This window comes from Nocardia sp. bgisy134 (assembly GCF_965341865.1).
Classification (GTDB): Bacteria; Actinomycetota; Actinomycetes; order Mycobacteriales; family Mycobacteriaceae; genus Nocardia.
Genome location: NZ_CBDQZP010000002.1, coordinates 207,574 through 232,545, shown reverse-complemented (window position 1 = coordinate 232,545; position 24,972 = coordinate 207,574). Strand labels below are relative to the sequence as shown.

The 24,972-nt window shown below is 70.9% G+C and carries 7 protein-coding genes; 3 read left to right on the top strand and 4 right to left on the bottom strand.

Annotation, left to right across the window (positions count from 1 at the left end):
- Window positions 1–388: 388 nt before the first annotated feature.
- Window positions 389–1,915 carry an aldehyde dehydrogenase family protein gene (locus ACRWNM_RS04990; RefSeq protein WP_431963954.1) on the top strand — a complete coding sequence of 509 codons (1,527 nt, stop codon included), beginning with the start codon at window positions 389–391 and terminating at the stop codon, window positions 1,913–1,915.
- On the opposite strand, the gene ACRWNM_RS04985 is transcribed toward ACRWNM_RS04990, so the two are convergent.
- Window positions 1,892–3,151: a TetR/AcrR family transcriptional regulator gene (locus tag ACRWNM_RS04985; RefSeq protein WP_431963952.1), complete on the bottom strand. Its 1,260-nt coding sequence runs from the start codon at window positions 3,149–3,151 to the stop codon at window positions 1,892–1,894. The genes ACRWNM_RS04990 and ACRWNM_RS04985 overlap by 24 nt on opposite strands.
- Window positions 3,152–3,283: 132 nt before the next feature.
- On the opposite strand from ACRWNM_RS04985, the gene ACRWNM_RS04980 reads away from it, so the two are divergent.
- Both ACRWNM_RS04980 and ACRWNM_RS04975 read left to right on the top strand, forming a co-directional pair.
- Entirely contained in the window at window positions 3,284–4,096 is an 813-nt protein-coding gene (locus ACRWNM_RS04980; protein ID WP_431963950.1) for an enoyl-CoA hydratase, read from the top strand.
- 178 nt (window positions 4,097–4,274) lie between these two features.
- Entirely contained in the window at window positions 4,275–5,300 is a 1,026-nt protein-coding gene (locus tag ACRWNM_RS04975; protein ID WP_431963948.1) for an SDR family oxidoreductase, read from the top strand.
- Window positions 5,301–5,406: 106 nt separating this feature from the next.
- On the opposite strand, the gene ACRWNM_RS04970 is transcribed toward ACRWNM_RS04975, so the two are convergent.
- The 3 genes from ACRWNM_RS04970 to ACRWNM_RS04960 all read right to left on the bottom strand — a co-directional run bounded on the left by ACRWNM_RS04970 (window position 5,407) and on the right by ACRWNM_RS04960 (window position 24,772).
- On the bottom strand, window positions 5,407–6,651 hold the full coding sequence (locus ACRWNM_RS04970) for an Nramp family divalent metal transporter (RefSeq protein ID WP_431963946.1): 1,245 nt from the start codon (window positions 6,649–6,651) through the stop codon (window positions 5,407–5,409).
- A 114-nt stretch (window positions 6,652–6,765) separates the two neighbouring features.
- The gene (locus ACRWNM_RS04965; RefSeq protein ID WP_431963944.1) at window positions 6,766–7,788 is read right to left on the bottom strand and encodes an alpha/beta hydrolase; all 1,023 of its coding nucleotides are present in this window, start codon (window positions 7,786–7,788) and stop codon (window positions 6,766–6,768) included.
- 184 nt (window positions 7,789–7,972) lie between these two features.
- Window positions 7,973–24,772, bottom strand: coding sequence for an amino acid adenylation domain-containing protein (locus ACRWNM_RS04960; RefSeq protein WP_431963942.1), 16,800 nt, complete (start codon window positions 24,770–24,772; stop codon window positions 7,973–7,975).
- Between the last annotated feature and the right edge of the window lie 200 nt (window positions 24,773–24,972).

The following is a 24,972-nucleotide window of genomic DNA, read 5'->3' as shown; positions in this document are numbered from 1 at the left end:
TATCGGGCCGGGGCGGCGATCCGATCGCCGGACGCACTGAAGTACGTCGGGGTGGTGATCCCTGCCGCCGGGCGTGATGTTACCGGCATCTCGCGTCCTGGACCGACGACCAGTCCGTACCCAAACCTGGAGCGGGATAAATGTGGGATTGATCACATTCGCTGCCTGTGATCCGCGTCGCGCTGGATCGATCCTGGTCGAGGCGTGGCAAGGGCAGCGCAGGGGCGGCGGCGCAGCCTTGTCGGCCGGGGACGCCGACCATAGTCTGCTAAACGGGGGCATACACGCACTCACTCGTCTGTGGCGGGACCGCGCTGGGAGCCGGTCCGTCAGGGGTCGGCTCGATTCGGGTGGGGGCACGGCGGGTCGAGACTGCGAAGAGGTAACCATGGCCGAGTCCGCGCAGCCACGCTTGGCGGCGCATCCGGGAGGATCGGGCCGATCGAACGTGCTGATATCCCAGGATCCGCGTACCGGAGAGGTGGTCGGAAATTACGCCGTGATGGGGGCGGGCGAGCTGAATCGCACTGTCCGCGCCGCGCGCACCGCCGAAAGATGGTGGGCCAATTTGGGTTTCGGTGGCCGCAGACGCTGGCTGCTGGACTGGAAGCGCAGCATCGCAAGGCGGGCAAGCGAATTGGTCGAGCTGGTCTCGGAGGAGACCGGAAAACCCGCGGCGGACGCAGCGGGCGAGGTGATGCTCGCGGTCGAGAATCTGGATTGGGCCGCGCGCAACGCCTCTCGCGCGCTGCGGCGGCGCAGGCTCGGCTCGAGCTGGCTGAGCCGCAACCAGCGGGCCTCGGTGGGTTATCTGCCGCTCGGCGTCGTCGGGGTGCTCGGGCCGTGGAACAACCCGGTCTTCACGCCGATGAGTTCGATCGCCTACGCCATGGCGGCGGGCAATGCGGTGGTGTTCAAGCCGCACGAGCTGACCACCGGCGTCGGGGTGTGGCTGGCCGAGAGCTGGGCCGAGCTGGCCCCGAGCCAGCCGGTGCTTCAGGTGGTGACCGGGGACGGCGCCACGGCGGCCGCGCTGTGCCGGGCCAAGCTGGACAAGATCGCCTACTCGGGCTCGGAAGCGGGCGCGCGGGAGGTGATCTCGCTGTGCGCCCAGACCATGACGCCGGTGGTGGTCGAGCGCGGCGGCAAGGGCGCGATGGTGGTGCACGTCGACGCGAAACTCGAGGACGCGGCCGAGGCCGCGGTGTTCGGGGCGATGGCCAACGCGGGCCAGAACCCCTCCGGCGTGCAGCGCGCCTACGTCGCGGATTCGGTGTACGACAACTTCCTCGACTTGGTGGCCGCGGATGCCCGCAGGCTGCGCCCCGGCGCGGACAAGCGCGCCTCCTACGGGCCGATGATCTTGGAGCCCCAGGTCGACGTGGTGCGCAAGCAAGTGCGCGACGCGCTCGCCAGGGGCGGGCGCGCGGTGGTCGGCGGACTGGATTCGATCCGCGAGCCCTACGTCGAGCCGATCGTGCTCGCCGAGGTGCCGGAGGAGAGCATCGCGATCAGCGGCGAGGCGATCGGGCCGGTGCTGATCGTCAACCGGGTGGCGAATATCGAGGAGGCCGCGAAGCGCATCAATGCCACCGGAAACGGCGTCGCTGTCTCGGTGTTCACCAGGGACGTACACAGCGTGGAGTCCTTCGCCGAGACGCTGCGGGCGGGAGTGGTGACGATCAATTCGACCACCGCCCATCTCGGCATCCCCGCGCTGCCCGTCGGCGGCGTCGGCGAATACGGCCAGGGCCACAGCCACGGCGAGCACGGACTGCGCGAGTTCAGCAGAACGCTCGCCGTCGCACGCAAGCGCTACCGCGCGCCGATGAACCTGGCCACCTTCGACCGGCATCCCCGCCATCTCCGCATGGCCAAGGCGATGTTCCGACTACGCCACGGTCGCCCGGGCTGAGCCGAGCATGACCGCTTCCATCAGCGCCGTCACGCGGGCGAGCTGAGCCGGACGGGAGTCGAAGCGGGTGAGCCTGCCGACGTCGATGACCTGTCCGATCGCGGCGTGCACGCGGAAGCGGGCCTCGACGGGGTCGCCGTCGAGCAGGTTGGCCCATTCCAGGACGTTCTGGCGCTGGATGGCGCGCAGCTTGTGCTGTTCGGCCTGCGGCAAGTTGCTGAACTCGGCGTAGTAGACCGGCATGATCTCCGGGGTGGCGAAGGTCAGCCTGGCGTAGCGCGCGGCGATCAGGCGCACCGCGTCCGGCCGGTTCGTCGCCTCGGCGAGCGCGTCGGTCATGGCGACCGAGACCCGGTCGCCGGTGCGATGGAAGGCGGCGGCGAGCAGATCGGACTTGCTGCTGAAGTACCGGTAGACGCTGGAGGCGTTGATCCCGACCGCGGCGCCGATCTCCTCGATGCTGGCCTCGTGATAGCCCTGCCGCCCGAAGATGCGGATGGCCTCGGCGAGCAGCTGCTCGCGCTTGGAGGTGACCGGAAGGCCGCGCGCCGCCGGCCCCTGCTCGGGCTGCGCGGGAGCGGGCGGCAGTTCGGCTCGCAGGACCGACCAGCACATCTCGCGCAACAGCGGAAGCAGCCGGGCGCCGGAGAGCGCCGTGCGGTGCGCGGAGATGCTGGCCACCACGCTGAGCACCGAGGCGGCGAACACCCGCAGGTCGGCCTCGGACGCGTCCGGGCGCAGCTCGGCGATGGGCGCGGCGAGGGTGGCGTTCAGATCGTCGTAGATCTTGCGGATCCGGATCCGATCTTCGCGTTCCAGGTAGCGGCGCTCCCACCGGTAGAGCCCCGCCTCGCGCCGGATGTCGATGGTGTGCTCGGCGAGCGCCTTGATCAGGCGCTCGAGCCGCGGTTCGGGGTCGAGCCCGGGATCGTCGGCGTTGCGCGCGACAGTGAGCAGGTGGCGCGCGCCCTCCTCGGCGGCGGCGACCAGCAGCGCGTACTTGTTCGCGAAATGCCGGTACAGCGCGGGCCCGGAAATGCCCACATCGGCGGCGATTTCGTCGACGCCGACAGGGTAGTACCCGCGCTCGCTGAAGGCGCGCGCGGCGGCCCGGATGATCTGGGCCTTGCGGTCTTTGGGGCGACGGCGTACCCCGGCGTTCTCCTGGCCCGTCCTGCCCCCGCTCGGTTCGGGCCGCGCGGGCGCGAGGTCTACCTCGCCGTGTTCCGCGACCATGCACCTCTCCGTTCTGGGACGGCGCCGCCTGGTTGACAGCGCCGGACAAGTCCACCTAAGTTAACCACAATTCGCAAAGTTAACCACCATTCATGGTCCGGCGTCCGCCGAATCGCAGACCAGGAGCGAAAAATGAGCAATGCCGATTCCGCACCAACCGCGGCGGCCACCGCTGGCTTCGCCGCGGTACAGGACGGCAAGGTACTGCGTATCACCCTCACCAAACCCAAGCGCAAGAACGCCATCGATTACGACACGATGGTCGCGCTGGGCGACACGTTCCTGACGGCCGCCGAGAACCGATCGGTGCGCGCGATCGTACTGACCGGCGAGGGCGGCGACTTCTGCACCGGCGCGGATCTGGCCGCGTCCCCCGGCGAGGCGCAGCGCGGCATCACCGCCGACCTGGTGATGGACGCGGCCAACCGGCTGGTGAAAGCCATCGTGGACGCGCCGGTTCCGGTCGTGGCCCGGATCAAGGGCGCGGCCGCGGGCGTCGGCGTCGGCATCGCGCTGGCCGCCGACCTGGTGTACGCGAGCGAGGACTCCTACCTGCTGCTGGCGTTCATCAACATCGGCCTGATGCCCGACGGCGGTGCGGCCGCGCTGGTCGCCGCCGCGGCCGGACGCCCGCTGGCCGCGGAGATGGCGCTGCTCGGCGAGCGGCTGCCCGCCCCTGCCGCGAAGAGCGCCGGACTGTTCACGGCCGTGCTGCCCGACGACGAGCTCGACGCAGCGGTGGAGGCCGCGGTCGCCAAGATCGCCGCGGGCCCGCGCCGCGCGCTGGAGCTCACCAAGAAGGCGCTCAACCAGGCCACCCTGATCGCCCTCGACGGGGCGCTGGCGGCCGAGAAGTCCGGCCAGACCGAGCTGCTCGGCTCCCCCGATTTCCGCGAAGGCGCCACCGCGATGCTGACCAAGCGCAAGCCGGTCTTCGCGGACTGAGTCTCCTCGGCGGCGCGGCGATCCCGCGACGCCGGAGGAATCCGGGCACAACGAAGTGCGCCGGACCGGTCGTTCGCGGGTCGCCAACCGGTAGCTCGGACCCGCGAACACCACCCGGCCCGCCGCAGTGTGATCCCGGGCACAAACCGCGCGGCCGGGGCGACTATGTTGATCGGCTATGGCTTACCTGGTTACCGGAGCAACTGGGTTCATCGGTCGTTTCCTGATCCCACAGCTGCTCGAGCGCGATGCGGACATCCACGTGCTGGTCCGGCCCGGTCAGCAATCGGCCGACCGGTTCGCCTGCTGCGCCAGGGAATGGGACGCGGGCGACCGGGTGCGTCCGGTCCGCGGCGACCTCGGCGCGCCGGGCCTCGGCATCGACAGCAACTGGCTGGCACAGCAGCGCGGCGCCATCGACCATGTCTTTCACCTAGCCGCGAGCTACGACCTGACCGAACACGGCGCGGGCACCCGCAACGTCGTGGACGCCGCGGAGGCGCTGGAAGCCGGTCTGCTGCACCACATGTCGACCGTCGAGGTGGCGGGCTCCTACGAGGGCGTGTTCACCGAGGACATGTTCGACCACGGACAGACGCTGACAACTCCCTTGCAGCAGGCCAAGTTCGAGGCCGAACGCATCGTCAGGGACTCGGGACTCGACTGGCGGATCTATCGCCCGTCCATCGTCATCGGCCATTCCCGGACCGGCGAGATCGACCGCATCGACGGTCCCTACTACTTCTTCCGGCTGCTGCGGATGGCGGCCCAGCTGCCGCGCATCCTTCCGGTGCTGGTGCCCAAGCTCGGTGAAACCAACATGGTCCCGGTGGATTTCGTGGCGCGGGCGCTCGACCACATCGCCCACCGCCCCGGCCCGGCGTCGAGCACCTACCACCTGGTCGATCCGCGCCGGATGAGCGCGGTCGAGGCGCTGAATCTGTTTGCCGACGAGGCGGGCTCGCCGCACCTGGTGGAGGTGATGCCCAAGCGCGCCATGAACATGGTGCTGCGGGTGCCGGGCGCCAAGTGGATGTTGCCGCGCGTCGGCGTCCCGATGGACGTGCTCGAGCACAGCGAGTTCACCTGCCGGTTCGACGCCGCCCGCGCCGGCGCCGCGCTCGCTGGCACCGATATCAAGGTGCCGCCGCTGGCCGCGTACGCCCCGCTGATCTGGAAGTACTGGATCGAGAACTGGGTGTGATCGGCACGCGCCCGATCGTCGGCGTGGTCGACCGCTGCCCCCTGCGCATCGGTCGCGCCGATCACCACGCCGACGGTCGGCGCGCCTCGAGCGGTAGACCGCCGAGCTACCCGCCCGTCACGGTCAGGTAGATCAGCGCGACATTGAGCGAGCTGATGATCAGCGCGACCAGCCAGGCCAGCCCGGTCGTCACCCGATGGTTGACGTCGGCGCCCATCAGCCCGCGGTCACTGGTGAAACGCACCAACGGGATCAGCGCGAACGGAATGCCGAAGGACAGCACCACCTGCGAGACGATCAGCGCGCGGGTCGGGTCGAAGCCCGCGGCCAGGATGACGATCGCCGGGACGAGGGTGATCGACCGGCGCAGCAGCAGCGGAATCGTGCGGCGCAGCAGACCCTGCATGATCATCGCGCCCGCGTACGCGCCGACCGAAGTGGAGGCCAGCCCGGAGGCGAGCAGGCCGACCGCGAGCAGCAGCGCCGCGGCCGGGCCGAGCGCGTCGCCGACCGCGGCGTGCGCGCTCTCGATGGAGTCGACTTCCTTGCCGCGCAGCGTATTCGCGGCCATCAGCAACATGGCCAGGTTCACCGTGCCCGCGAGCAGCATCGCCAGGACGACGTCGAGCCGCGTGGCCCGCAGCAGGCGAACCCGGAGTGGTCCGGGCGCTGGGTGTCCGTGGCGGTCCCTGGCCAGGCCGGAGTGCAGGTAGACCGCGTGCGGCATCACGGTCGCGCCGATCATGGCGGCGGCGAGCAGCACGCTCTCGGCGCCGTCGAAGCGCGGGGTCAGCCCGCCGATCGCTCCGGGCACCGATGGCGGCGCGATCACGACGGAGGCGAGGAAGCCGACCGCGACGATCACGAGCATGCCGATGATCACCCGTTCGAAGGGCCGCTGACCGCGCCGGTCCTGCACCACGAGCAGGCACATGGACACCACGCCGGTGATCACTCCGCCGACCACGAGCGGCAGCCCGAACAACAGGTTCAGCGCGATCGCGCCGCCGACCACCTCGGCCAGATCGGTCGCCATGGCGACGGTCTCGGCCTGTCCCCAGTAGGCGAGGCGCACCGGACGGCTCGCGCGCGCACGCACCGCCTCGGGCAGCGACATCCCGGTGACCAAACCGAGCTTGGCGGAGAGGAACTGCACCAGCCCGGCCATGACGTTCGCCATGACGATCACCCACACCAGCAGGTACCCGAACTGCGCGCCCGCGCTGACGTTGGACGCCACATTGCCCGGGTCGACGTAGGCGATGGCGGCGACGAAGGCGGGGCCGAGCAGCGCGACCAGCGAACGCGCCCGACCGGTCGATCGGGGCGGATCCGCCAGGGTGGTGCTCACGGAACAGAATTTTACGGGTTACCGAACTTTCCCGTTTGCTCGCCCTGCAAAAAATCGACCGCCCCGGTCACACCGAGCGTGTGACCGGGGCGGTCGAGGGAGAATCGGGCAGGCTCAGAGACCGAGGCCCTTGGCCAGGACCGGCCACGAGCGCGGGAACTCGTCGTTCCAGTAGCCCCACGAGTGGGTGCCGTCCGGGCGGAAGTTGAAGGTCGCCGGGATGCCGAGCTCGTTCAGGCGGTTCTGCAGGTTGTGCGTGCAGTAGTTGGTGCCCGCCTCGATGACGCCGCCGATCAGGATCTGGTTGGCCAGACCGTAGGCGCCGGGCAGCGCGTACTCGCCGTTCAGCGTGTCGTACTGACCGGGAAGACCGGTGCCGGTGGAGATGTAGAGCTCGAGACCGCGCAGACCCTCGGCGTTCACGTACGGGTCGTTCTTGACCCACGCCTCCGAGCCCGGCGGGCCCCACATGTTCGCGGTGTCGCCGCCGCCCCAGGTCTCGACCGTGAGCTTCACGAACTCCGAGCCCACCGGGTCACTGGTCTGCGCGCAGCCGCTGTAGGCCGCCGCCGCCTTGTACAGGCCGGGCTTGGCGATCGGCAGCGCGAGCACGGTGGTGCCCGAGGTGGACAGGCCCGCGACGGCGTTCACGCCGTTGGTGCCGAGCGCGCCGTCGACCAGCGGCGGCAGCTCCTCGGTGAAGAACGTCGTCCACTTGTTGCGGCCCAGCGTCGGGTCGTCCTCGATCCAGTCGGTGTAGTAGCTCCACTTGCCGCCGATCGGCTGGATCACGTTGACGTTCTTGTCTTTCAAGAACTCCAGCGCTTCCGAGCGGGCCACCCACGAGGCGTCGTCCTCGCCGCCGCCCGCGCCGTTGAGCAGGTACAGGGTCGGCCGCGGCACCGACGCGTCGGCCGGACGCTGCACGTCGATGAGGACGTTCTCGTCCATGGCGGCCGAGTACACGTGCAGCCGGATGGTGCGGGAGTCCTTGACCTCCGCCTTGACGATCTTCGACCCGTCGGAGGAGGTCGGGTTCGCCAGCAGCGCGTTCGATTCGATGATCGGGTCAGCCGTAGCCGAGGATGCGCCGAGTCCGGACACGAGTCCCGCGAACACCGCAGCGGTCGCGATCATCGCCGCGCCACGCGTGCCACGGCGCCGGGTGTGTCGACGTATCAATTTCGCACCTTCACTTCGTATCGGGATCACGGATGGGCTTCCCCTGGCCGCCGGACGTCCGCGCGGCTTGCGCCACGCCCGACCCTACGGCTTGTGTAGTCGTCGGACCAGGGGTCTTTGTTACCTTGCCGTTTCCTCATCATGCCCGACCAGCCGAATTGTGATCCTCACCGGGCCCGGGGAGCCGTGACGAAAGTCTCGGTCCGATCTCCGCGAGCGCCTCCGGCGAGGTCATCTGATCGTGCGTGGCCTGAATCGGGTGATCGGCGACGACGCCGTCGACGAACGGTTGCCACTTGTTCGCCGAGGTCTCCGGGTCGATGCCGTGCACCAGGTTCTCGCCGAGGATCCGCGCGCTGAAGTACTCCAGCCTGCCCCGGAACACGCCGGGCCGGTGCCTGGCGATCAGTTCCGATGAGCGCACCGCGCTGCGATAGATGCGGCGCAGCCGTTCCGGCGTCAGCACGGCCAGCTCCGGCGGGATGGTCGCGTGCAGCGCGGCGAGCGAAGCGTCGCTGAGATCGTGCACATCGCCGTCGCCGAGCAGATCGTCGGCGCCGATGCCGATCTCGGCGAGCGCACCGCGCAGCGCCGTGCGGAAATCCGCGACGCCGATGTCGTGGTGGCTGTCCAGCATGGCGAGCAACGCGACCCGCTCCCCCGCCGCCTGCAGCCGGACCGCGACCGCGTGCGCCAGGATGCCGCCGAGCGACCAGCCGAGCAGGTGGTACGGACCCTGCGGCTGGACCGAGCGGATCTCGGCCAGGCAGCGCGCTGCCATCGCGTCCAGCGACTCGGGCAGGTAGTCCTCCTCGGAGAGCGCGGGCGACTGGAGTCCGATGATCGGACGCGACCGGTCGACGTGCGGCACCAGACCCGCGTAGCTCCACGACAATCCGGCCATCGGATAGAAGCAGAACAGCGGCTCGGCCGCGCCCGTGCCGCGGATCGGCAGCAGCGGGCCGAGTGCGGCGGCCGAATCGGCCGCGTAGTCGACGCCGTTCTCCTGCGCGGTGCTGATCTTGGCGGCCAGCGCGGCGACGGTGGAGTCGGTGAAGAACCACTGCACCCGCACCTCGGCGTCGGTGAGCGCGCGCAGCCTGCCGACCACGCGGGTCGCGACGAGCGAGTTGCCGCCGAGATCGAAGAAATCGTCGTCGGCGCCGACGGTGTCCACGCCGAGCACCTCCGCGAAGACCGCGGCGACGGCCTGCTCCATCGGCGTCACCGGGGCGCGGTAGTCGCGCGACGCGAGCTCGGGCTCGGGCAGCGCCCTGCGGTCCAGCTTGCCGCTCGCGTTGAGCGGCATCGCCGTGAGCGGCACGATCGCCGACGGGACCATGTACGCGGGCAGCGCGGCGCGCGCGTGCGCGAGCAGGTCGTCGACGTCCACCGCGGAGCCGGGCACCGGAACCACGTAGGCCACCAGCCGGTCGCCCGCGGCCTGCCGCACCAGCGACACCGCGACGTGGCGCACCTCGTCGTGATCGGCGAGCACGGCCTCGATCTCGCCGAGCTCGACGCGCTGGCCGCGCAGCTTGACCTGGAAGTCGGTGCGGCCCAGGTATTCCAGCGCCGCGCCGTCGCCCTCGGCCCGCCAGCGCACCACGTCACCGGTGCGGTACAGCCGCCCGCCGTCCTCGTGCGCGACGAAACGTTCCGCGGTGAGCGCGGGGGCGCCGTGATAGCCGCGGGCCAATTGCACGCCCGCGACGTACAGTTCGCCCGCCGCGCCGAACGGCACCGGGCGCAGCTGGCGGTCGAGCACCAGCACCTCGGTGTTGGCCACCGGCGTGCCGATCGGCACCGCGGAACCGTGGTCGACCCGGCCGGGGTGCGCGGTGACGACCGTCGCCTCGGCGGGGCCGTACCAGTTCACCAGCTCGGCCGAGGGCAGCGCGGCGGCGAAGGCCTCGGCCGTTTCCGCCGAGAGCGCCTCACCGGCCGCGAACACGCGCCGCAGCGCCGGGTACTCGGTGTGCTCGTCCGGGCCGTCGAGGAAGGCGTCGAGCATGGACGGCACGAAATGCACCGTGCTGACGCTGTATTCGACCATGGCGCGCGCCAGGTAGGCCGGGTCGCGATGACCGTCCGGCTCGGCGATCAGCACGGTGGCGCCGGTCTGCAAGGGCCAGAACAACTCCCATGTCGAGATGTCGAAGGTGATCGGCGTCTTGTGCAGCACCACGTCGGAGCCGTCGTGCGGATAGGTCCGCTGGGCCCAGCGGAACTGGTTGGCCATCTGCCGGTGCGTGATCGCCACGCCCTTCGGACGGCCGGTCGAACCGGAGGTGTAGATGACATAGGCGACGTTGTCGGCCCGCACGTCCGCCTCGGCGATCGCGCCTGCGGGCGTGGAGAACTCCAGCGTGTCGACCGCGACCACCGGAACGCCGGTGGCCGTGCCGAATCCGGTCCGCGCCGTGGTCAATACGCACACCGGTGCGGCTCCTGCGAGCACGTACTCGCTGCGCTCGACCGGATGGTCCGGATCGACCGGCACGTACGCGCCGCCCGCGCGCAGCACGGCGTAGATCGCGACGACCAGGTCCACGCTGCGCCGCATCGCCACGGCCACCAGCGATTCCGGGCCGACGCCGCGCGCGGCCAGCTCCCGCGCGAGCCGCCGCGACCTGGCGTCGAGCTCGGCGTAGCTCAGCCGGGCGTTGCCGGAGATCAGCGCCGTCGCGTGCGGTGTGCGCGCGACCTGGGCGTCGAACAGCGAGAGCAGCGTCGAATCGTCCAGCAGCTCGGGCACTTCGGTGGCGTTGTGCGCGGCGAGCGCGCTGCGCTCCTTGGCCAGCAGCGCGTCGATCTCACCGATCCTGGCGCGCGGCTCGGCGACGAACGCGCCGATCAGCATGGCCAGCCGGTCGGCGAGCGTCCGCGCCGCGGCCTCGTCGAACAGATCGCGCAGGTACTTGATCTCGACGTGCAACTGCTCGCCGAGCGCCACGATGACCGACACCGGGTAGTGCGTGCCGTCGGCGACGTGCACACCGCTGACGCTCATGCCGTCGATCGCGCTGGCGCGCCGCAGTCCCTCCCGGTCCACCGGGTAGGACTCGAACACCACCAGCGAGTCGAACAGCCCGTCCACCCCGATGGCGTCCTGGATTTCGCTCAGGCCCAAGTAGTGGTAGTCCAGCAGCGCGGCCTGCTCGCCCTGCAACGTGCGCAGCAGCTCGGCCACCGTCTGCGAAGCGCCGAGGCGCACCCGCACCGGAATGGCGTTGAGGAAGAGACCGACCATGGTCTCCACGCCGTCCAACTCGGCGGGCCTGCCGGACACGGTCGCGCCGAAGACCACGTCGTCGCGGTCGGTGACGCGTCCGATGAGCAGCGCCCACGCGGCCTGCACCACCGTGTTCACCGTGACGCCCGCGCGGGCCGCGGCACCGGTCAGCGCCGCGGTCTGATCGGGCGAGAAGACGAAGTCGACCTCGCCGATGCCCGCGGAGATCTCGCGGTTGGCCGCACCGGCCAGCGGCGTCGGCTCGGTGATGCCGGCCAGCGCCGCGCGCCACGCCTGCCGCGCCGCATCCGGATCCTGCGCGACCAGCCACTCCAGGTAGTCGCGGTAGGGCCGGATCTTCGGCAGATGGCGGGAGCGAACGCCGAGCGCGTAGACGGTCAGCAGCTCGCGCATCAGCAGCGGCACCGACCAGCCGTCCAGCAGGATGTGGTGGCTGGTCACGATCAGGTGGAACCGATCGATGGCCGTGCGCAGCAGCGTGAAGCGCAGCAGCGGCGCGGTCCGCATGTCGAAATGCTGCGCCATGTCGGCGGCCTTGATTCGCTCGGCCTCGCTCGCGGCGACGGCCGGATCGAGGTGGTCGAGCGCGATCTGGCGCCACGGCACCACGACCGAATCCGGCACCACCTGCACCGCGCGGCCGTCGCCGGTGTCGGCGAAGGCGACCCGCAGGTTCGCGTGCCGATTCAGCAGCGCCTGGGCCGCGGCGTGCAACCGCGCCGCGTCCACCGTGCCGTCCAGATCCAGCACGAACTGCAGCATGTACGCGTCGATCGAAGCGTCGGCGAGCTGCGCGTGGAAGAGCATGCCCGACTGCAGCGGCGTCATCGGCCAGACGTCGCCCAGTTCCGGGTACGCACCGCCGAATCGGTCCAGATCGGACTGGGTGAGCCGCACCAGCGGGAAGTCCGACGGCGTGTATCCGCCCGCGCCGGGACGGAGGGCGTGTTCGGCGAGACCGCCGAGGGCCCGGACCCAATGCTCGGCAAAGGTTTTCACGTCGTCGGCGCCGCACGCGGCGGCGGCGAAGTCGAACCTGGCCCGCAGCCCCTCACGGGTGGTCTCCACCACGATGTCGAGCAGCAGGTCCTCGGCGGCGGCGTCGGTGTGCATCTTCGCCGGGCGCAGGTCGCGGTAGCGCAGCCGGATCAGGCCCGCTCCCGGCAGTTCCGCCGCGCCGTTCAGGTAGCGCAGCAGGCCGTAGCCGACGCCGCCGGAAGGCACCGCGCGGCGCAGCTCCTTGACCCGGCCGAGCGCGGCGCCCGCGGCGGGGCCACCGACCAGCGCGTCGGCGATATCGACGCCCGAGAGCCGAAGCGGCAGCGGGTAGTCGGTGGTGAAACCGCCGACCAGATCCGAATGCGCTCGGTCGCGCGCGTCCGCGGTGAGCCGGACCACCGAGCCCGCCGCACGCGCGAAGTTCTCCTTCTCGGCCGTGTGCAGGGCGATGGCCAGCGCGGTGAGCAGCACCTCCTCGACGGTGGCGTGGTAGGCCTGCGCCATCGTCGTCACCGCGGCAGCGCCTTCGGAGGTGATGGTGAGCGACACCCGCGAACGGATCGAAAGATCCGCTCCCGCAGGGGGTTCCGTGATCACGTCGGCCAATGCCCGCTGCCACCAGGCCAGCTCGGCCACGGTCGCCGGCGCCTCGGCCCTTGCGGCCAGTGCGCGCAGCACCGTGCCGAGACCTGATTCGGTCGCGTCGGGCGCGGCGTGGCGGTGTCGCGACCAGCCCGCGGTGAGCTGATCGATGACCGTGCGCCACGAGAGGTCGTCCACCACGAGGCCGTTGGCGACGACGACCAGCTGCGCGGCCGTGTCGGGACCCATGCGGACGAACCGGATGTTGCGGCCCTGCGTCGGGTCCAGCGCCGCGGCGGCGGCCTGCACCACGTCGTCGAGCGGGACGGCGGCGTCCTCCAGCAGATAGAACGGCTGGTCGGTCGGCATCGGCGCGGCGGGCAGGTCGAAGGCCGCGGGGACTCCGTCGGCCGCCGGGCGCAGCCGCACCCACAGCATCGGGTTCTGTTGCAGCACCGCGTCGATCGCGGCGCGCACCATCGGCACCGGGCGGTCGGCGGGCACGTCGAGCACGATCGCGCGCACCTCGACGCCGTCGGGCCTGGCCGCGAGCAGTCGAGCGGCCTCCGGCGTGAGCGGCAGCTCGCCGGTCTGCTCCTCCGCGGCCGTCGCCGCCGAGGTGGCGATCGCGGCGAGCGCCGCCACCGTGCGCGCCTCGAAGACGTGGCGCGGGGTGAACAGCACGCCCTTGGCGCGTGCCCTGGCCACCACCTGGATGGACACGATGCTGTCGCCGCCGAGGGCGAAGAAGTCGTCGTCCGCGCCGACGCGCTCGATGCCGAGCACCTCGCCGATGACCGAGGCGACGACCTCTTCCTGCGCCGTGCGCGGCGCGCGGTATTCGCGGGTCGGCAGCACCGGCTCGGGCAGCGCCGACCGGTCCACCTTGCCGACCGAGGTGAGCGGCAGCTCGTCGAGCACGACGACGGCAGCGGGCACCATGTACTCCGGCAGCTGCTGCCCGAGTTGCGCGACAAGCGCGTCGGCGTCGACCCGCGCGCCCTTCACCGGCACAACGTAGGAGACGAGAGTCATTGCCCGCCCGCCTGATTCGCGGCCGACCGTGATCGCGAAGTCGACGCCGGGCTGCGCGGTGAGCGCGGCGTCGATCTCGCCGAGCTCGATGCGGAAGCCGCGCACCTTCACCTGGAAGTCGGTGCGGCCCCGGTATTCCAGTTCGCCCTCGGCGTTCCAGACCACCAGGTCGCCCGTGCGGTACATGCGCGCACCCGGCTCGCCGGAGGCCGCCGCGGCGATCGGGTCGGCGACGAAGCGGTCGGCGGTGAGACCAGGCCGCGCGAAGTAGCCGCGCGCCAACTGCGCACCGGCCAGGTACAACTCGCCGGGCACGCCGACCGGGACGGGACGCAGCATGGCGTCCAGCACGTAGACACGGCTGTTCCACTGCGGCACGCCGATCGGGACGGAACCCGAGTCGGCATCGGTGACCGGATGGTTGGTGATCGACACCGCCGCCTCGGTCGGACCGTACAGGTTGAACAGCTCGGTGCCGCCCGCGCGGACCCGCTGGGCCAGCGCGGCGGGCAGCGCCTCGCCGATCGCGAGCACCCGGCGCAGCGATTCGGGAAGCCGCCCTTCGGATTCGGTGAGCAGCGCGTCCAGCATCGACGGAACCACGTGCAACGTCGTCACACCCGTCGAACGCATCAACCCGTTCAGGTACGCCGGATCCCGATGACCATCGGCGGTCGCCACCACCAGCCGGCCACCGCTGACCGCCGCCGACCAGAACTCCCACACCGACAGGTCGAACGTCGCCGCCGTCTTCAACAGCACCACGTTCTCACTGTCGAGACCGAACTCGTCCGACTTCCACAACAACTGGTTCACGATCGCACCGTGCGGCACCGCCACACCCTTGGGCTGACCCGTCGAACCCGACGTGAAGATCACATACGCCGTATTCGCCGCAGTCAGAACACCATTGCGCTCACTTGCCGCGATCGGCGCGGGCGAGTAGGCGGTCAAGTCGAGCGCTCCGAGCGACACCGTCTCCGCCGCGGCGCTGACGAAGCCGTCGGCCGCGGTGGTCAGCATGCAGCGCGGCGCCGCGGTGTTCAGGATGTAGTCCACCCGCTCGGCGGGCTGATCCGGGTCGATCGGCACATACGCCGCACCGGCCTTGGCCACCGCGTACATCGCGATCACCAGATCCGCCGAACGACGAATCGCCAACGCCACCCGATCCTCCGGACGCACACCACGCCCGATCAGGTACCGCGCCAACCGGTTCACCCGAGCATCCAGCTCGGCGTAGGTCAGCTCGAGCAGTCCTGCGGCGGTGTCGGCGACGAGCGCGGGCGCCTGCGGCCAACCGGCCACGCTGGCGTCGAGCAGCGACACCAGGGTCGCCCTGGTGTCCACCGGGCGCGCGGTGTCGTTCCAGGACCGCAGGATTCGCTCGTTCTCCTCGTCGGAGAGCAGATCGATCTCGCCCACCGACACGGCGGCGTCGGCGATCACGGCGTCGAGCACGCGCTCGAAGCGGTCCGCGAAGCCACGCACCGTGTCCTCGTCGAACAGGTCGGTGGCGTAGCTGAAGTCGGCCACCAGCTCGGCGGGGGCGCCGTCGGGGGCGTAGCGGTCGGTCACCGTCAGCTGCAGATCGGTCTTGGCGAGACTGGCGTCGAAATCCACCGCGCCGACCGTCAATCCGGGCAGCTCGAAGGTGGTTTCGGCGAGGTTCTGGAACGACAGGCCGATCTGGAACAGCGGGTTGCGCGCCGTCGACCGCACCGGGTTGAGCACCTCGACGAGGCGCTCGAACGGAACGTCCGCGTTGGCGAACGCCTCCAGGTCGCGTTCGCGCACCTCGGTGAGCAGGTCGGCGAAGCGCTCGCCGGGGCGCACCCTGGTGCGGAACACCACAGTGTTGACGAACATGCCGATCAGGTCGTCGAGTTCGCGCTCGCCGCGACCCGCGAGCGGGGTGCCGACGGCGATGTCATCGGTGCCGGACAGCCGCGCGAGCAGCACCGCGAGCGCCGCGTGCACCACCATGAACAGCGAGGCGTGATTGGCCCGCGCCAGCTCCTGCAGCGCGGCGTGCCGGTCCGCCGAGATCACGGTGCGCAACGCGGCGCCGCGGAAGGACTGCACCGGGGGACGCGGACGGTCGGCGGGCAGCTCCAGCTGGTCGGGCAGCCCGGCCAGCGCCGCGCGCCAGTAGGAGATCTGCTGGGCGGCAATGGATTCCGGATCGTCCTCGGAACCGAGCACCGCGTCGTGCCACAGCGCGTAATCGGCGTACTGCACAGGCAGCGGCGCGAACACCGGGACAGCGCCCGCGGCTCGGGCCGCGTACGCCGTCATGACGTCGCGGGCCAGCGGGTTCATCGAGGCGCCGTCGGCCGCGACGTGGTGCACCACGATCGCGAGCACGTGCTCGGTGGGCGCCAGCCGGAACAACGTCACGGCGAACGGGACCTCGGCCGTCACGTCGAAGGTGGTCAGCGCGAAATCGACCACCGCGGACTGCAACTCGCCCGCGGCGATGTCGACCGGGACCAGTTCGGCGGGTAGCTCGGACGCGGGATGGATCAGCTGGCGGGGCGCCTCGTCCGATCCCGGGTAGGTGGTGCGCAGCACCTCGTGCCTGGCGACCACGTCGCCGATCGCCTGGCCCAGCGCGTCGACGTCGAGCGCGCCGATGAGCCGCACCGCGAGCGGGATGTTGTCGACAGCGGACGCGGCGGTGTCGAACTGGTTGAGGAACCAGTAGCGCCGTTGCGCGGGCGAGAGCGGAATGATCCCCGGTCGCGGACCGGCGACCAGCGCGGGCCGCGCCGGGGCCGCCGTGTTCTGCGCCAACCGCGCGGCGAGGCCCGCCACGGTGGAGGCGTTGAACAGCTCGCGCACCTCGAGACGACCGCCGAGCGCGCTGCCGAGGCGAGCCATCACCTGGGTGGCGATCAGCGAATTGCCGCCGAGGGCGAAGAAGTCGTCGTCCGCGCCGATCGGCTCCTCGGAACCGAGTGCCTCACCGAACAATTCGGCGATGAGCTGCTCGAGCGGGCCGCTGGGCGCGCGGAATTCCCTGACCTGCAACTGCGGTGCGGGCAGCGCGCGCCGGTCCAGCTTGCCCGCCGGGGTCAGCGGGATCTCGTCGAGCACGGTGATCGCCGTCGGCACCATGTGGCGCGGCAGCGTCTCCTCGGCGAACGCGGTCAGCGACGCGACGTCCACCCGCGCGCCGGGAGCGGCGTGCACGTAGGAGGCGAGAATCGTGGTGCCGCTGTCGAGTTCGTGACCGACGGTCACCGCGAAGTCCACGCTCTCGTGCGCCGCGAGCACGGCGTCGATCTCGCCGAGCTCGATACGGAAGCCACGCACCTTGACCTGGAAGTCGTTGCGGCCCAGGTACTCCAGGTCACCCTTCGGAGTCCAACGCACCAGGTCGCCGGTGCGGTACATCCGCGCGCCGTCGGCGGTGAACGGGTCGGCGACGAAGCGGCCCGCCGTCAGGCCGGACTGCGCGCCGTAACCGCGTGCCAGCTGCGCGCCGGAGACGTACAGCTCACCGGCCACCCCGGTCGGCACGGGACGCATCCGCTCGTCGAGCACATACGCGGCGACGCCGCGGATCGGCGCGCCGATGGTCACCGGCAGGTCCGGCGTCATCGACTTCGTCACGTTGGTCATGACCGTGGCCTCGGTCGGACCGTAGGCGTTGAAGAACTGCCGCATGCCGTGGCCGACCGGAATCACCCAGCGCCGCACCAACTCCGGCGGGCATGCCTCGCCACCGGTGATGAGCACGCGCAGTTCGTCCAGACCAGTCGCGTCCATGGACGCGAGGGCCGCGGGCGTCACGAAGGCGTGCGTCACCCGCTCGCGCCGCAACAGCTCCGCCAGACCCGCGCCGCCGTAGACGTCCGGCGCGGCGACGACCATCGTCGCGGCGCCGCCCACCGCGAGCAGCAGTTCGAGCACCGAGGCGTCGAAGGACGGGGACGCGAAGTGCAGCGTCCGCGAACCGGGGGTCACCCGATAACGTTCCCGCTGTTCATCGCAGAAGCCCGAGAGACCGGCGTGGGTGACGACGACGCCCTTCGGGGTGCCGGTCGAGCCGGAGGTGTAGATGACGTAGGCAGGGTGCGCGGGCCGCAGCGGCCGCACCCGGTCCGCGTCGGTGATCGGCTTGGCCGAGTACACCGCGAGCCCGCTGACGAACTCGATGTCGTCGAGCAGCAGCCATTCGACGAGATCGGGCAGCGCGCGCTGGGCGTCGGAGACCGTCAGGCCGAGCACCGCGCCCGAGTCCTTGACCATGTGGCCGATGCGTTCGGCCGGGTAGTTGGTGTCCACCGGCACGAACGCGGCGCCGGTCTTGGCCACCGCCCAGACCGCGAGCACCGATTCCACGGAACGCGGAATGCCGACGGCCACCACGTCGTCCGGGCCGATGCCGCGGTCGATGAGCAGCCGCGCCAGCAGCGTCGAGCGCAGATCCAGTTCGGCGTAACCGAGCTGGCCGTACCGCTCGGCGGCGTCGGCCACCACGACCGCGACGCCGTTCGGGTTGGTCTGCACGGCGTTGCGCAGCAGCTGCGGCAGCGTGATGTCACGCGAGACCGGAATGCGGTTGGGGCGCAGCCGGTCCCGCTCGGCGGGCTCGAGCAGGTCGATCGCGCCGACGCGCTGCTGCGGGTCGTCCGCGACCGCGCTGGCCACCATCGCGAGGCGGCGCGCGAACGAGCGCACGGTCGCCTCGTCGAAGATGTCGGTGGCGTAGGTGAAGACGGCCGCGAGCTCGGCTGGCGAACCGTCCTCGCGGTGGCGCGGTTCGACGTTCAACAGCAGGTCGAACTTCGCCGCGATGGACTCCGAGTCCAGCACGCCGACGGTCAGACCGGGCAGCTCCAGCGTCGGGCGCTCCAGGTTCTGGAAGGCCAGAACCGCTTGGAACAGTGGATTGTTCGCGCTGGCGCGGCCGGGCGCGACGGTCTCGACGACGCGCTCGAACGGGATGTCCGCGTTGGCGAACGCCGTCAGGTCCGTCTCCCGCGCCGCGTGGACCAGCTCGGCGAAGGTGGCGTCGGGATCGACGGTCGTTCGCAGCGTCAGTGTGTTGACGAACATGCCGACCAGGTCGTCGAGCGCGCGCTCGCCGCGGCCCGCGATGGGGGTGCCGATGGCGACGTCGGAGTCGCCGACGAGGCGCGCGAGCAGCACGGCGAGCACCGCGTGCAGCACCATGAACAGCGACGAGTTCTGTTCCCGCGCAAGGCGAGCGAGCTCGCCGTGTACCTCGGCGGGCAGCCGGAAGCCGACCGAAGCGCCGCGCATCGACGGCACGGGCGGGTGCGGCCGGTCCTGCGGCAGCGCCGCGGCGCCGGTGAGGCCCGCAAGCTGTTCGGTCCAGTACGCCAGCTGGCGCGCGGCGACCGAATCCGCGTCGTCCACCACGCCGACGACCTCGCGCTGCCACAGCGCGTAGTCGGCGTACTGCACGGTCAGCGGCGCCCAGCCCGGCGCCTCGCCCTCGGTGCGAGCGATGTAGGCGGTCATGAGGTCGCGGGCCAGCGGCGCCAGCGAGGCGCCGTCGGCGGCGATGTGGTGGGCCACGAGGACGAGCAGGTGCTTGTCCGGGACGCCGCCGTTGAGCAGCGCGATCCGTACCGGAGGCTGTTCGGTGACGTCGAAGCCACCCGACATCAGTTCCACGACCCGGCCCATGATGTCGGCAGGCTGCTCCACGGCGAGCCCGCCGGGCAGCGCGTCCGCGACGGTCAGGATCTCCTGGTACGGCAGCTCGCCGACGGCCACCGCCGGGTAGCGGGTGCGCAGCGCCTCGTGCCGCTCCAGCACGTCGAGCACGGCCTGCTGGAGCGCGGCCACGTCGAGCCTGCCCGCCAGCTGAATGGCGAACGGGATGTTGTAGGCGGCCGAATCCGGATCGATCTGATTGAGCACCCAGATGCGCTGCTGAGCCAGCGAGAGCGGCACCAGCTCCGGGCGGACGGCGGGCACCAGCGGCGGCCTCGCGTCACCGGACTCGCCAGGCACGACGCGCGCGGCGAGCGCGGCGACGGTCGGGGCCTCGAAGATCTCGCGGACCTCGATGTTCGAGTCAAGCGCCGCGTTCAGCCTGGCCACCACCCTGGTGGCGAGCAGCGAGTTGCCGCCGAGGGCGAAGAAGTCGTCGTCCAGACCGACCTCGCTCGCGCCGAGCAGCGCCGCGAACACCTCGGCGACCGTCTGCTCGATGGGCGTGCTCGGCGCGCGGAACTCCGCGCCGCCGCCGAACACGGGCGCGGGCAGCGCCTTGCGGTCCAGCTTGCCGCTGGGGTTCAGCGGGAAGGCGTCCAGCACCACCAGGGCCGCGGGCACCATGTAGCCGGGCAGCACCGCCGCGAGTTCCTTGCGCACGGCCTCGGTCTCGAGCGACGAATCCGGTTCGGGGACGACGTAACCCACCAGCTGATCACCGGCGTGCGCGTCCGAGCGCAACACCACCACCGACTGCGCGACACCGGGCTGCGCCAACAGCGCCGCCTCGATCTCGCCCAGCTCGATGCGCAGACCACGCAACTTCACCTGGAAGTCGGTGCGGCCCAAGTACTCCAGCTCACCGGCGGAGGGCCCACCCGTCGCCCGGCCACCGCCCCCCATCGAATCGCTTCGCGATGCAGGCAGCCATTTGACCAGGTCACCGGTGCGGTACATCCGAGAACCGGCCGAGCCGTAGGGATTCGCCACGAAACGGTCGGAGGTCAGGTCACTGCGGCTCAGGTAGCCCAGCGCCAGCTGATCGCCCGCGAGATATAGCTCACCCGCGATACCGGGTGCGACCGGATGCAGCCGCGAATCCAGCACGTAGAGCTGGGTGTTCCACACTGGGCGCCCGATCGGCACAGACACCTCGTCGGTGTCGACGACCTCGTGGTAGGTGACGTCGACCGCGGCCTCGGTCGGACCGTAGAGGTTGTGCAGACGCGCACCGGTCAGCTCGCGCAACCGGTGCGCCGTCGGCGCGGGCAACGCCTCGCCCGAGGCGAACACCTGACGCAACGCGGGCGCCGCGGCGCCGTCGCCGAGCGTCGAGACGAACACCGACAGCATCGACGGTACGAAATGCGCCGTGGTGACGTTCTGTTCGGCCATCACCGTGGCCAGGTACACCGGGTCGCGATGACCGTCCGGCTTCGCCACGACCAACCGCGCGCCGACCTGCAACGGCCAGAAGAACTCCCACACCGACACGTCGAACGTCGCGGGCGTCTTCTGCAACACCACGTCGTCCGCGCCGAGCGGGTACTCGTGCTGCATCCACAGCAGGCGGTTCACGATCGCGCCGTGCGTGACGGCAACGCCCTTGGGGCGGCCGGTGGAGCCCGACGTGAAGATCACGTAGGCCGTGTCGCCCGGCCGAATCGGCCGCGCCCGTTCGAAATCCGAGATCGGCGCCGACTCGAACCCGCTCAGGTCGAGCGTGTCCACCGCGAGCACGGGCGCGGCGGCCGTGGCGAAATCGTCGCGCTCGGTGGTGAGCACGAGCGCGGGCCTGGCCGTTTCCAGGACGTAGTCCACCCGCTCGGCGGGCTGGTCCGGGTCGAGAGGAACGTAGCCCGCGCCCGCCTCCAGCACCGCGTACATCGCGACGACCAACTCGGTCGAACGCCGGATCGCCAGCGCCACCAGCGAACCGGGGCCGACCCCGTCGGCGAGCAGCCGCCGGGCCAGGCTGTGCACCCGCGCGCCGAACTCCGCGTAGGTCAGCCGTTCGTCCTCGTACACCAGCGCCGTCGCGTACGACGTCGCGGCGCGCTGGCGCTCGAACAGCGAGACCAGCGTGGCGGCGGGCACCGGGTGCGCGGTGTCGTTCCAGCCGGTGAGCACCGCGGCGCGCTCGTCGGCGGTGAGCAGATCGATGTCGCCGATCACGGCGGTGGGCTCGCCCGCGATCGCGGCCAGGATCAGCCCGAAGCGGTCGGCGAATCCGCGGATCGTCGCCGCGTCGAAAAGGTCGGTGGCGTAGGTGATCTCGGCCGAGATACCCGCGGGCGCGCCGCTGGGATCCAGCTGCTCCGCCAACGCCAGTTGCAGGTCGAACTTGGCCAGCGGCACCGTCATGTCCACGCCGGACACCGCCAAGCCCGGCAGCTCCAGCTCCGTGCGCGCCAAGTTCTGGAAGGTCAGCATCACCTGGAACAGAGGATGACGCGCCGCCGAACGCACCGGATCGAGCAGCTCGACCAGTCGCTCGAACGGCAGGTCGGCGTGGCCGAAGGCGGCCAGGTCGCCGTGGCGGACCGCGTCGAGCAGCTGATCGACGGTGGCGGCCGGGTCGACGTCGTTGCGCAGCACGAGCGTGTTGACGAACATGCCGATCAGATCGTCGAGCGCGGCGTCACCGCGGCCGGCGACCGGCGTGCCGATGGCGATGTCCCTGGTGCCCGACAGCCGGGCCAGCAGCACCGCCAACGCGGTGTGCACCACCATGAACAGCGTCGAATGCTGGCGCTTGGCCACCCCGCCGAGCGCGGCGTGCACCTCGGCGTCGATCTCGAAGCGCAGCACGTCGCCGCGGTACGAGGCGACCGAGGGGCGCGGGCGGTCGGCGGGCAGCTCCAATTGTTCGGGCAGCCCGGCCAATTCCGCGCGCCAGAAGGCGACCTGCTGCGCGAGCACCGATTCCGGGTCGTCCTCGTCGCCGAGCACCTCACGCTGCCACAGCGTGAAATCGGCGTACTGCACGGCGAGCGGAGCCAGCTGCGGCGCGCGGCCTGCGGCGCGGTCCGCGTAGGCGGTCATCAGGTCGCGGGTCAGCGGGCCCATCGAGAAGCCGTCGCCCGCGATGTGGTGCACCACGCACACCAGCACGTGCTCGGTCTCGCTCACCGCGAGCAGGCGCAAGCGGATCGGCGCGGCCGCGGTCACGTCGAAGCCCTCGGTCACCGCGGCCGCGACCAGGCCGAACAGCTCCGCCTCGGTGGCGGGTTCGGCGACCAGTTCGGGCAGCGCGCGCGGGTCGTCGGCGGTCAGCACGAGCTGGTATCCGGCGCCGTCGAATTCGGGGTAGACGGTGCGCAGCACCTCGTGCCGCTGCACCAGATCCCGCACGGCCGCGCCGAGCGCGGTCACGTCGAGCGCGCCGGAAAGCCGCACGGCGACGGGAATGTTGTTGACCCCGCTGGCCGGATCGAAGCGGTTCAGGAACCACATGCGCTGCTGCGCGAACGACAGCGGAATCCGCTCCGGACGCGGCTGCGGCTCCAGGGCGCGGCCGAGCGCCGACCCCGCGTGCTGCTCCAGCTGCGCGGCCAGCCCGGCCACCGTGGAGCCGTCGAAGAGCAGCTGCATCGGCACCCGCGCACCGAGCGCCGTGCCGATCCGCGCGATGGCCTGCGCGGCGAGCAGCGAGTTGCCGCCCAGGTCGAAGAAGTCGTCGTCCGCGCCGACGCGGGCCTCCGGGTCGTCCGGCAGCAGCAGGGCCGCGAACACCTCGGCGACGATCTCCTCGGTCCTGGTCTCGGGCGCGCGGTACTCCTTGACCGCGAAGACCGGCTCCGGCAGGGCATTGCGATCCAGCTTGCCCACTGGCGTCAGCGGGATCTCGTCGAGCACCATGATCACCGCGGGCACCATGTAGGCGGGCAGCGACTGGCCGACGAACGCCGAGAGCGCGTCGGTGTCCACGGTCGCGCCGGGCCGCGGCAGCACGTACGACACCAGCGCGGTCGCGCCCGAGGGTAGCGACCGGCCGAGCGTCGCGGCGAAGTCGACGTCCGGGTGCGAGGTCAGCGCGTTGTCGATCTCGCCGAGCTCGATGCGCAGGCCGCGGATCTTCACCTGGAAGTCCGAGCGGCCGAGGTACTCGATGGTGCCGTCGATCTCGCTGCGGCGCACCAGGTCACCGGTGCGGTACAGCCGGGAGCCCAGCTGTCCGGTCTCCGCGCCGAACGGACTCGCGACGAAGCGTTCCGCGGTGAGACCGGGTCGGTTCAGGTAGCCCTGGGCCAGCGCGGGGCCGGACAGGTACAGCTCGCCGACGACGCCCGCCGGCACCGGACGCAGCCTGGTGTCCAGCACGAACGCGCCTACGCCAGGGATGGCCGAGCCGATGGTGATCGGCTCGTCGGGGTGCATCGGCGCGGTGCTGGTGGCGAGGATGGTGGCCTCGGTCGGGCCGTAGCCGTTGTAGAACTCGCGGGTCCCGTCGGCCCAGCGCGCGACCAGTTCCGGGCCGAACTTCTCGCCCGCGACCACCACGGCGCGTAGGTCGTCGAGTCCGGTGGCGTCGACCGATTCCAGCGCGCCCGGCGTGATCAGCATGTGCGTGACGGCTTCGCGGCGCAGCAGATCCGCGAGCTCGTACCCGCCGAACACCTTCGGCGGCGCGATCACCAGGGTCGCGCCCGCGGAGAAGGTCAGCAGCAGTTCCAGCACCGACACGTCGAAGTTCGGCGAGCAGACGTGCAGCACCCGTGAGTCGCCGTCGACCCCGTAGTGGTCGCGTTCGGCGGCCACCAGACCGGCGAGGCCGGTGTGGGTGACGACGACGCCCTTCGGCTTGCCGGTCGATCCGGAGGTGTAGATGACGTAAGCCGGGTGGTGCTCGTTCAGGGCGCGCACGCGGTCGGCGTAGGTGATCGGCCACTCTTCGCGGTTCAGGATGCGCTCGGCCACCACAGGGTCGTCCAGCTCGATCCAGTAGACGCCGGTGCCAAGGGCCCGCCGGTGCGCCGCGGTGGTCAGGCCGAGCACGGCTCCGGAGTCGGAGACGATGTGCGCGATCCGGTCCGGCGGATAGGCCGGATCCACCGGCACGTAGGCCGCGCCGGTCTTGGCGATCGCCCACACCGAGAGCACCGACGCGACGGACCGCGCGATGCCGATGGCCACCACGTCGCCGGGGCCGATGCCCCGATCGATCAGTTCCCTTGCCAGCCGCGAGGAGTCCTCGTCCAGCTGACGGTAGGTCAGCTCGATGGCGGTCTCGGGGTCGTTGGCGGGGTCGAAGCGCACCGCCACCTCATCGGCCGCGGACTCCACCGCGGCAGTGAGGAGCTGCCCGAAGAGTGGACTACCTGGCCTGCGGCGACGACTACCACGTGTAGAACGGCGGGTAGTTTCCATTCGAGCGTATTCACCTCTCGTCGAGCTATCACCGCACGACCGAACGCAGATCAGTCCCCCGCCCCACTGAACTGCCATGGGTCGGCGCGGTCCGAGCAATCACATCAGTGTAGGCGGGCAGCCGCAACAGGCCGACCGGTCTGATCGACTCGGTTATGAACCCAATCGCGGACGCCGCGCCGCGGCGTTACATTCCCGCA

Bases quoted from the DNA above. Each gene is read 5' to 3' on its own strand.
- ACRWNM_RS04965 (WP_431963944.1), bottom strand. From the start codon at position 7,788: ATGATCGCGACCGCTGCGGTGTTCGCGGGACTCGTGTCCGGACTCGGC.
- ACRWNM_RS04980 (WP_431963950.1), top strand. From the start codon at position 3,284: ATGAGCAATGCCGATTCCGCACCAACCGCGGCGGCCACCGCTGGCTTC.
- ACRWNM_RS04960 (WP_431963942.1), bottom strand. From the start codon at position 24,772: ATGGAAACTACCCGCCGTTCTACACGTGGTAGTCGTCGCCGCAGGCCA.
- ACRWNM_RS04975 (WP_431963948.1), top strand. From the start codon at position 4,275: ATGGCTTACCTGGTTACCGGAGCAACTGGGTTCATCGGTCGTTTCCTG.
- ACRWNM_RS04985 (WP_431963952.1), bottom strand. From the start codon at position 3,151: ATGGTCGCGGAACACGGCGAGGTAGACCTCGCGCCCGCGCGGCCCGAA.
- ACRWNM_RS04990 (WP_431963954.1), top strand. From the start codon at position 389: ATGGCCGAGTCCGCGCAGCCACGCTTGGCGGCGCATCCGGGAGGATCG.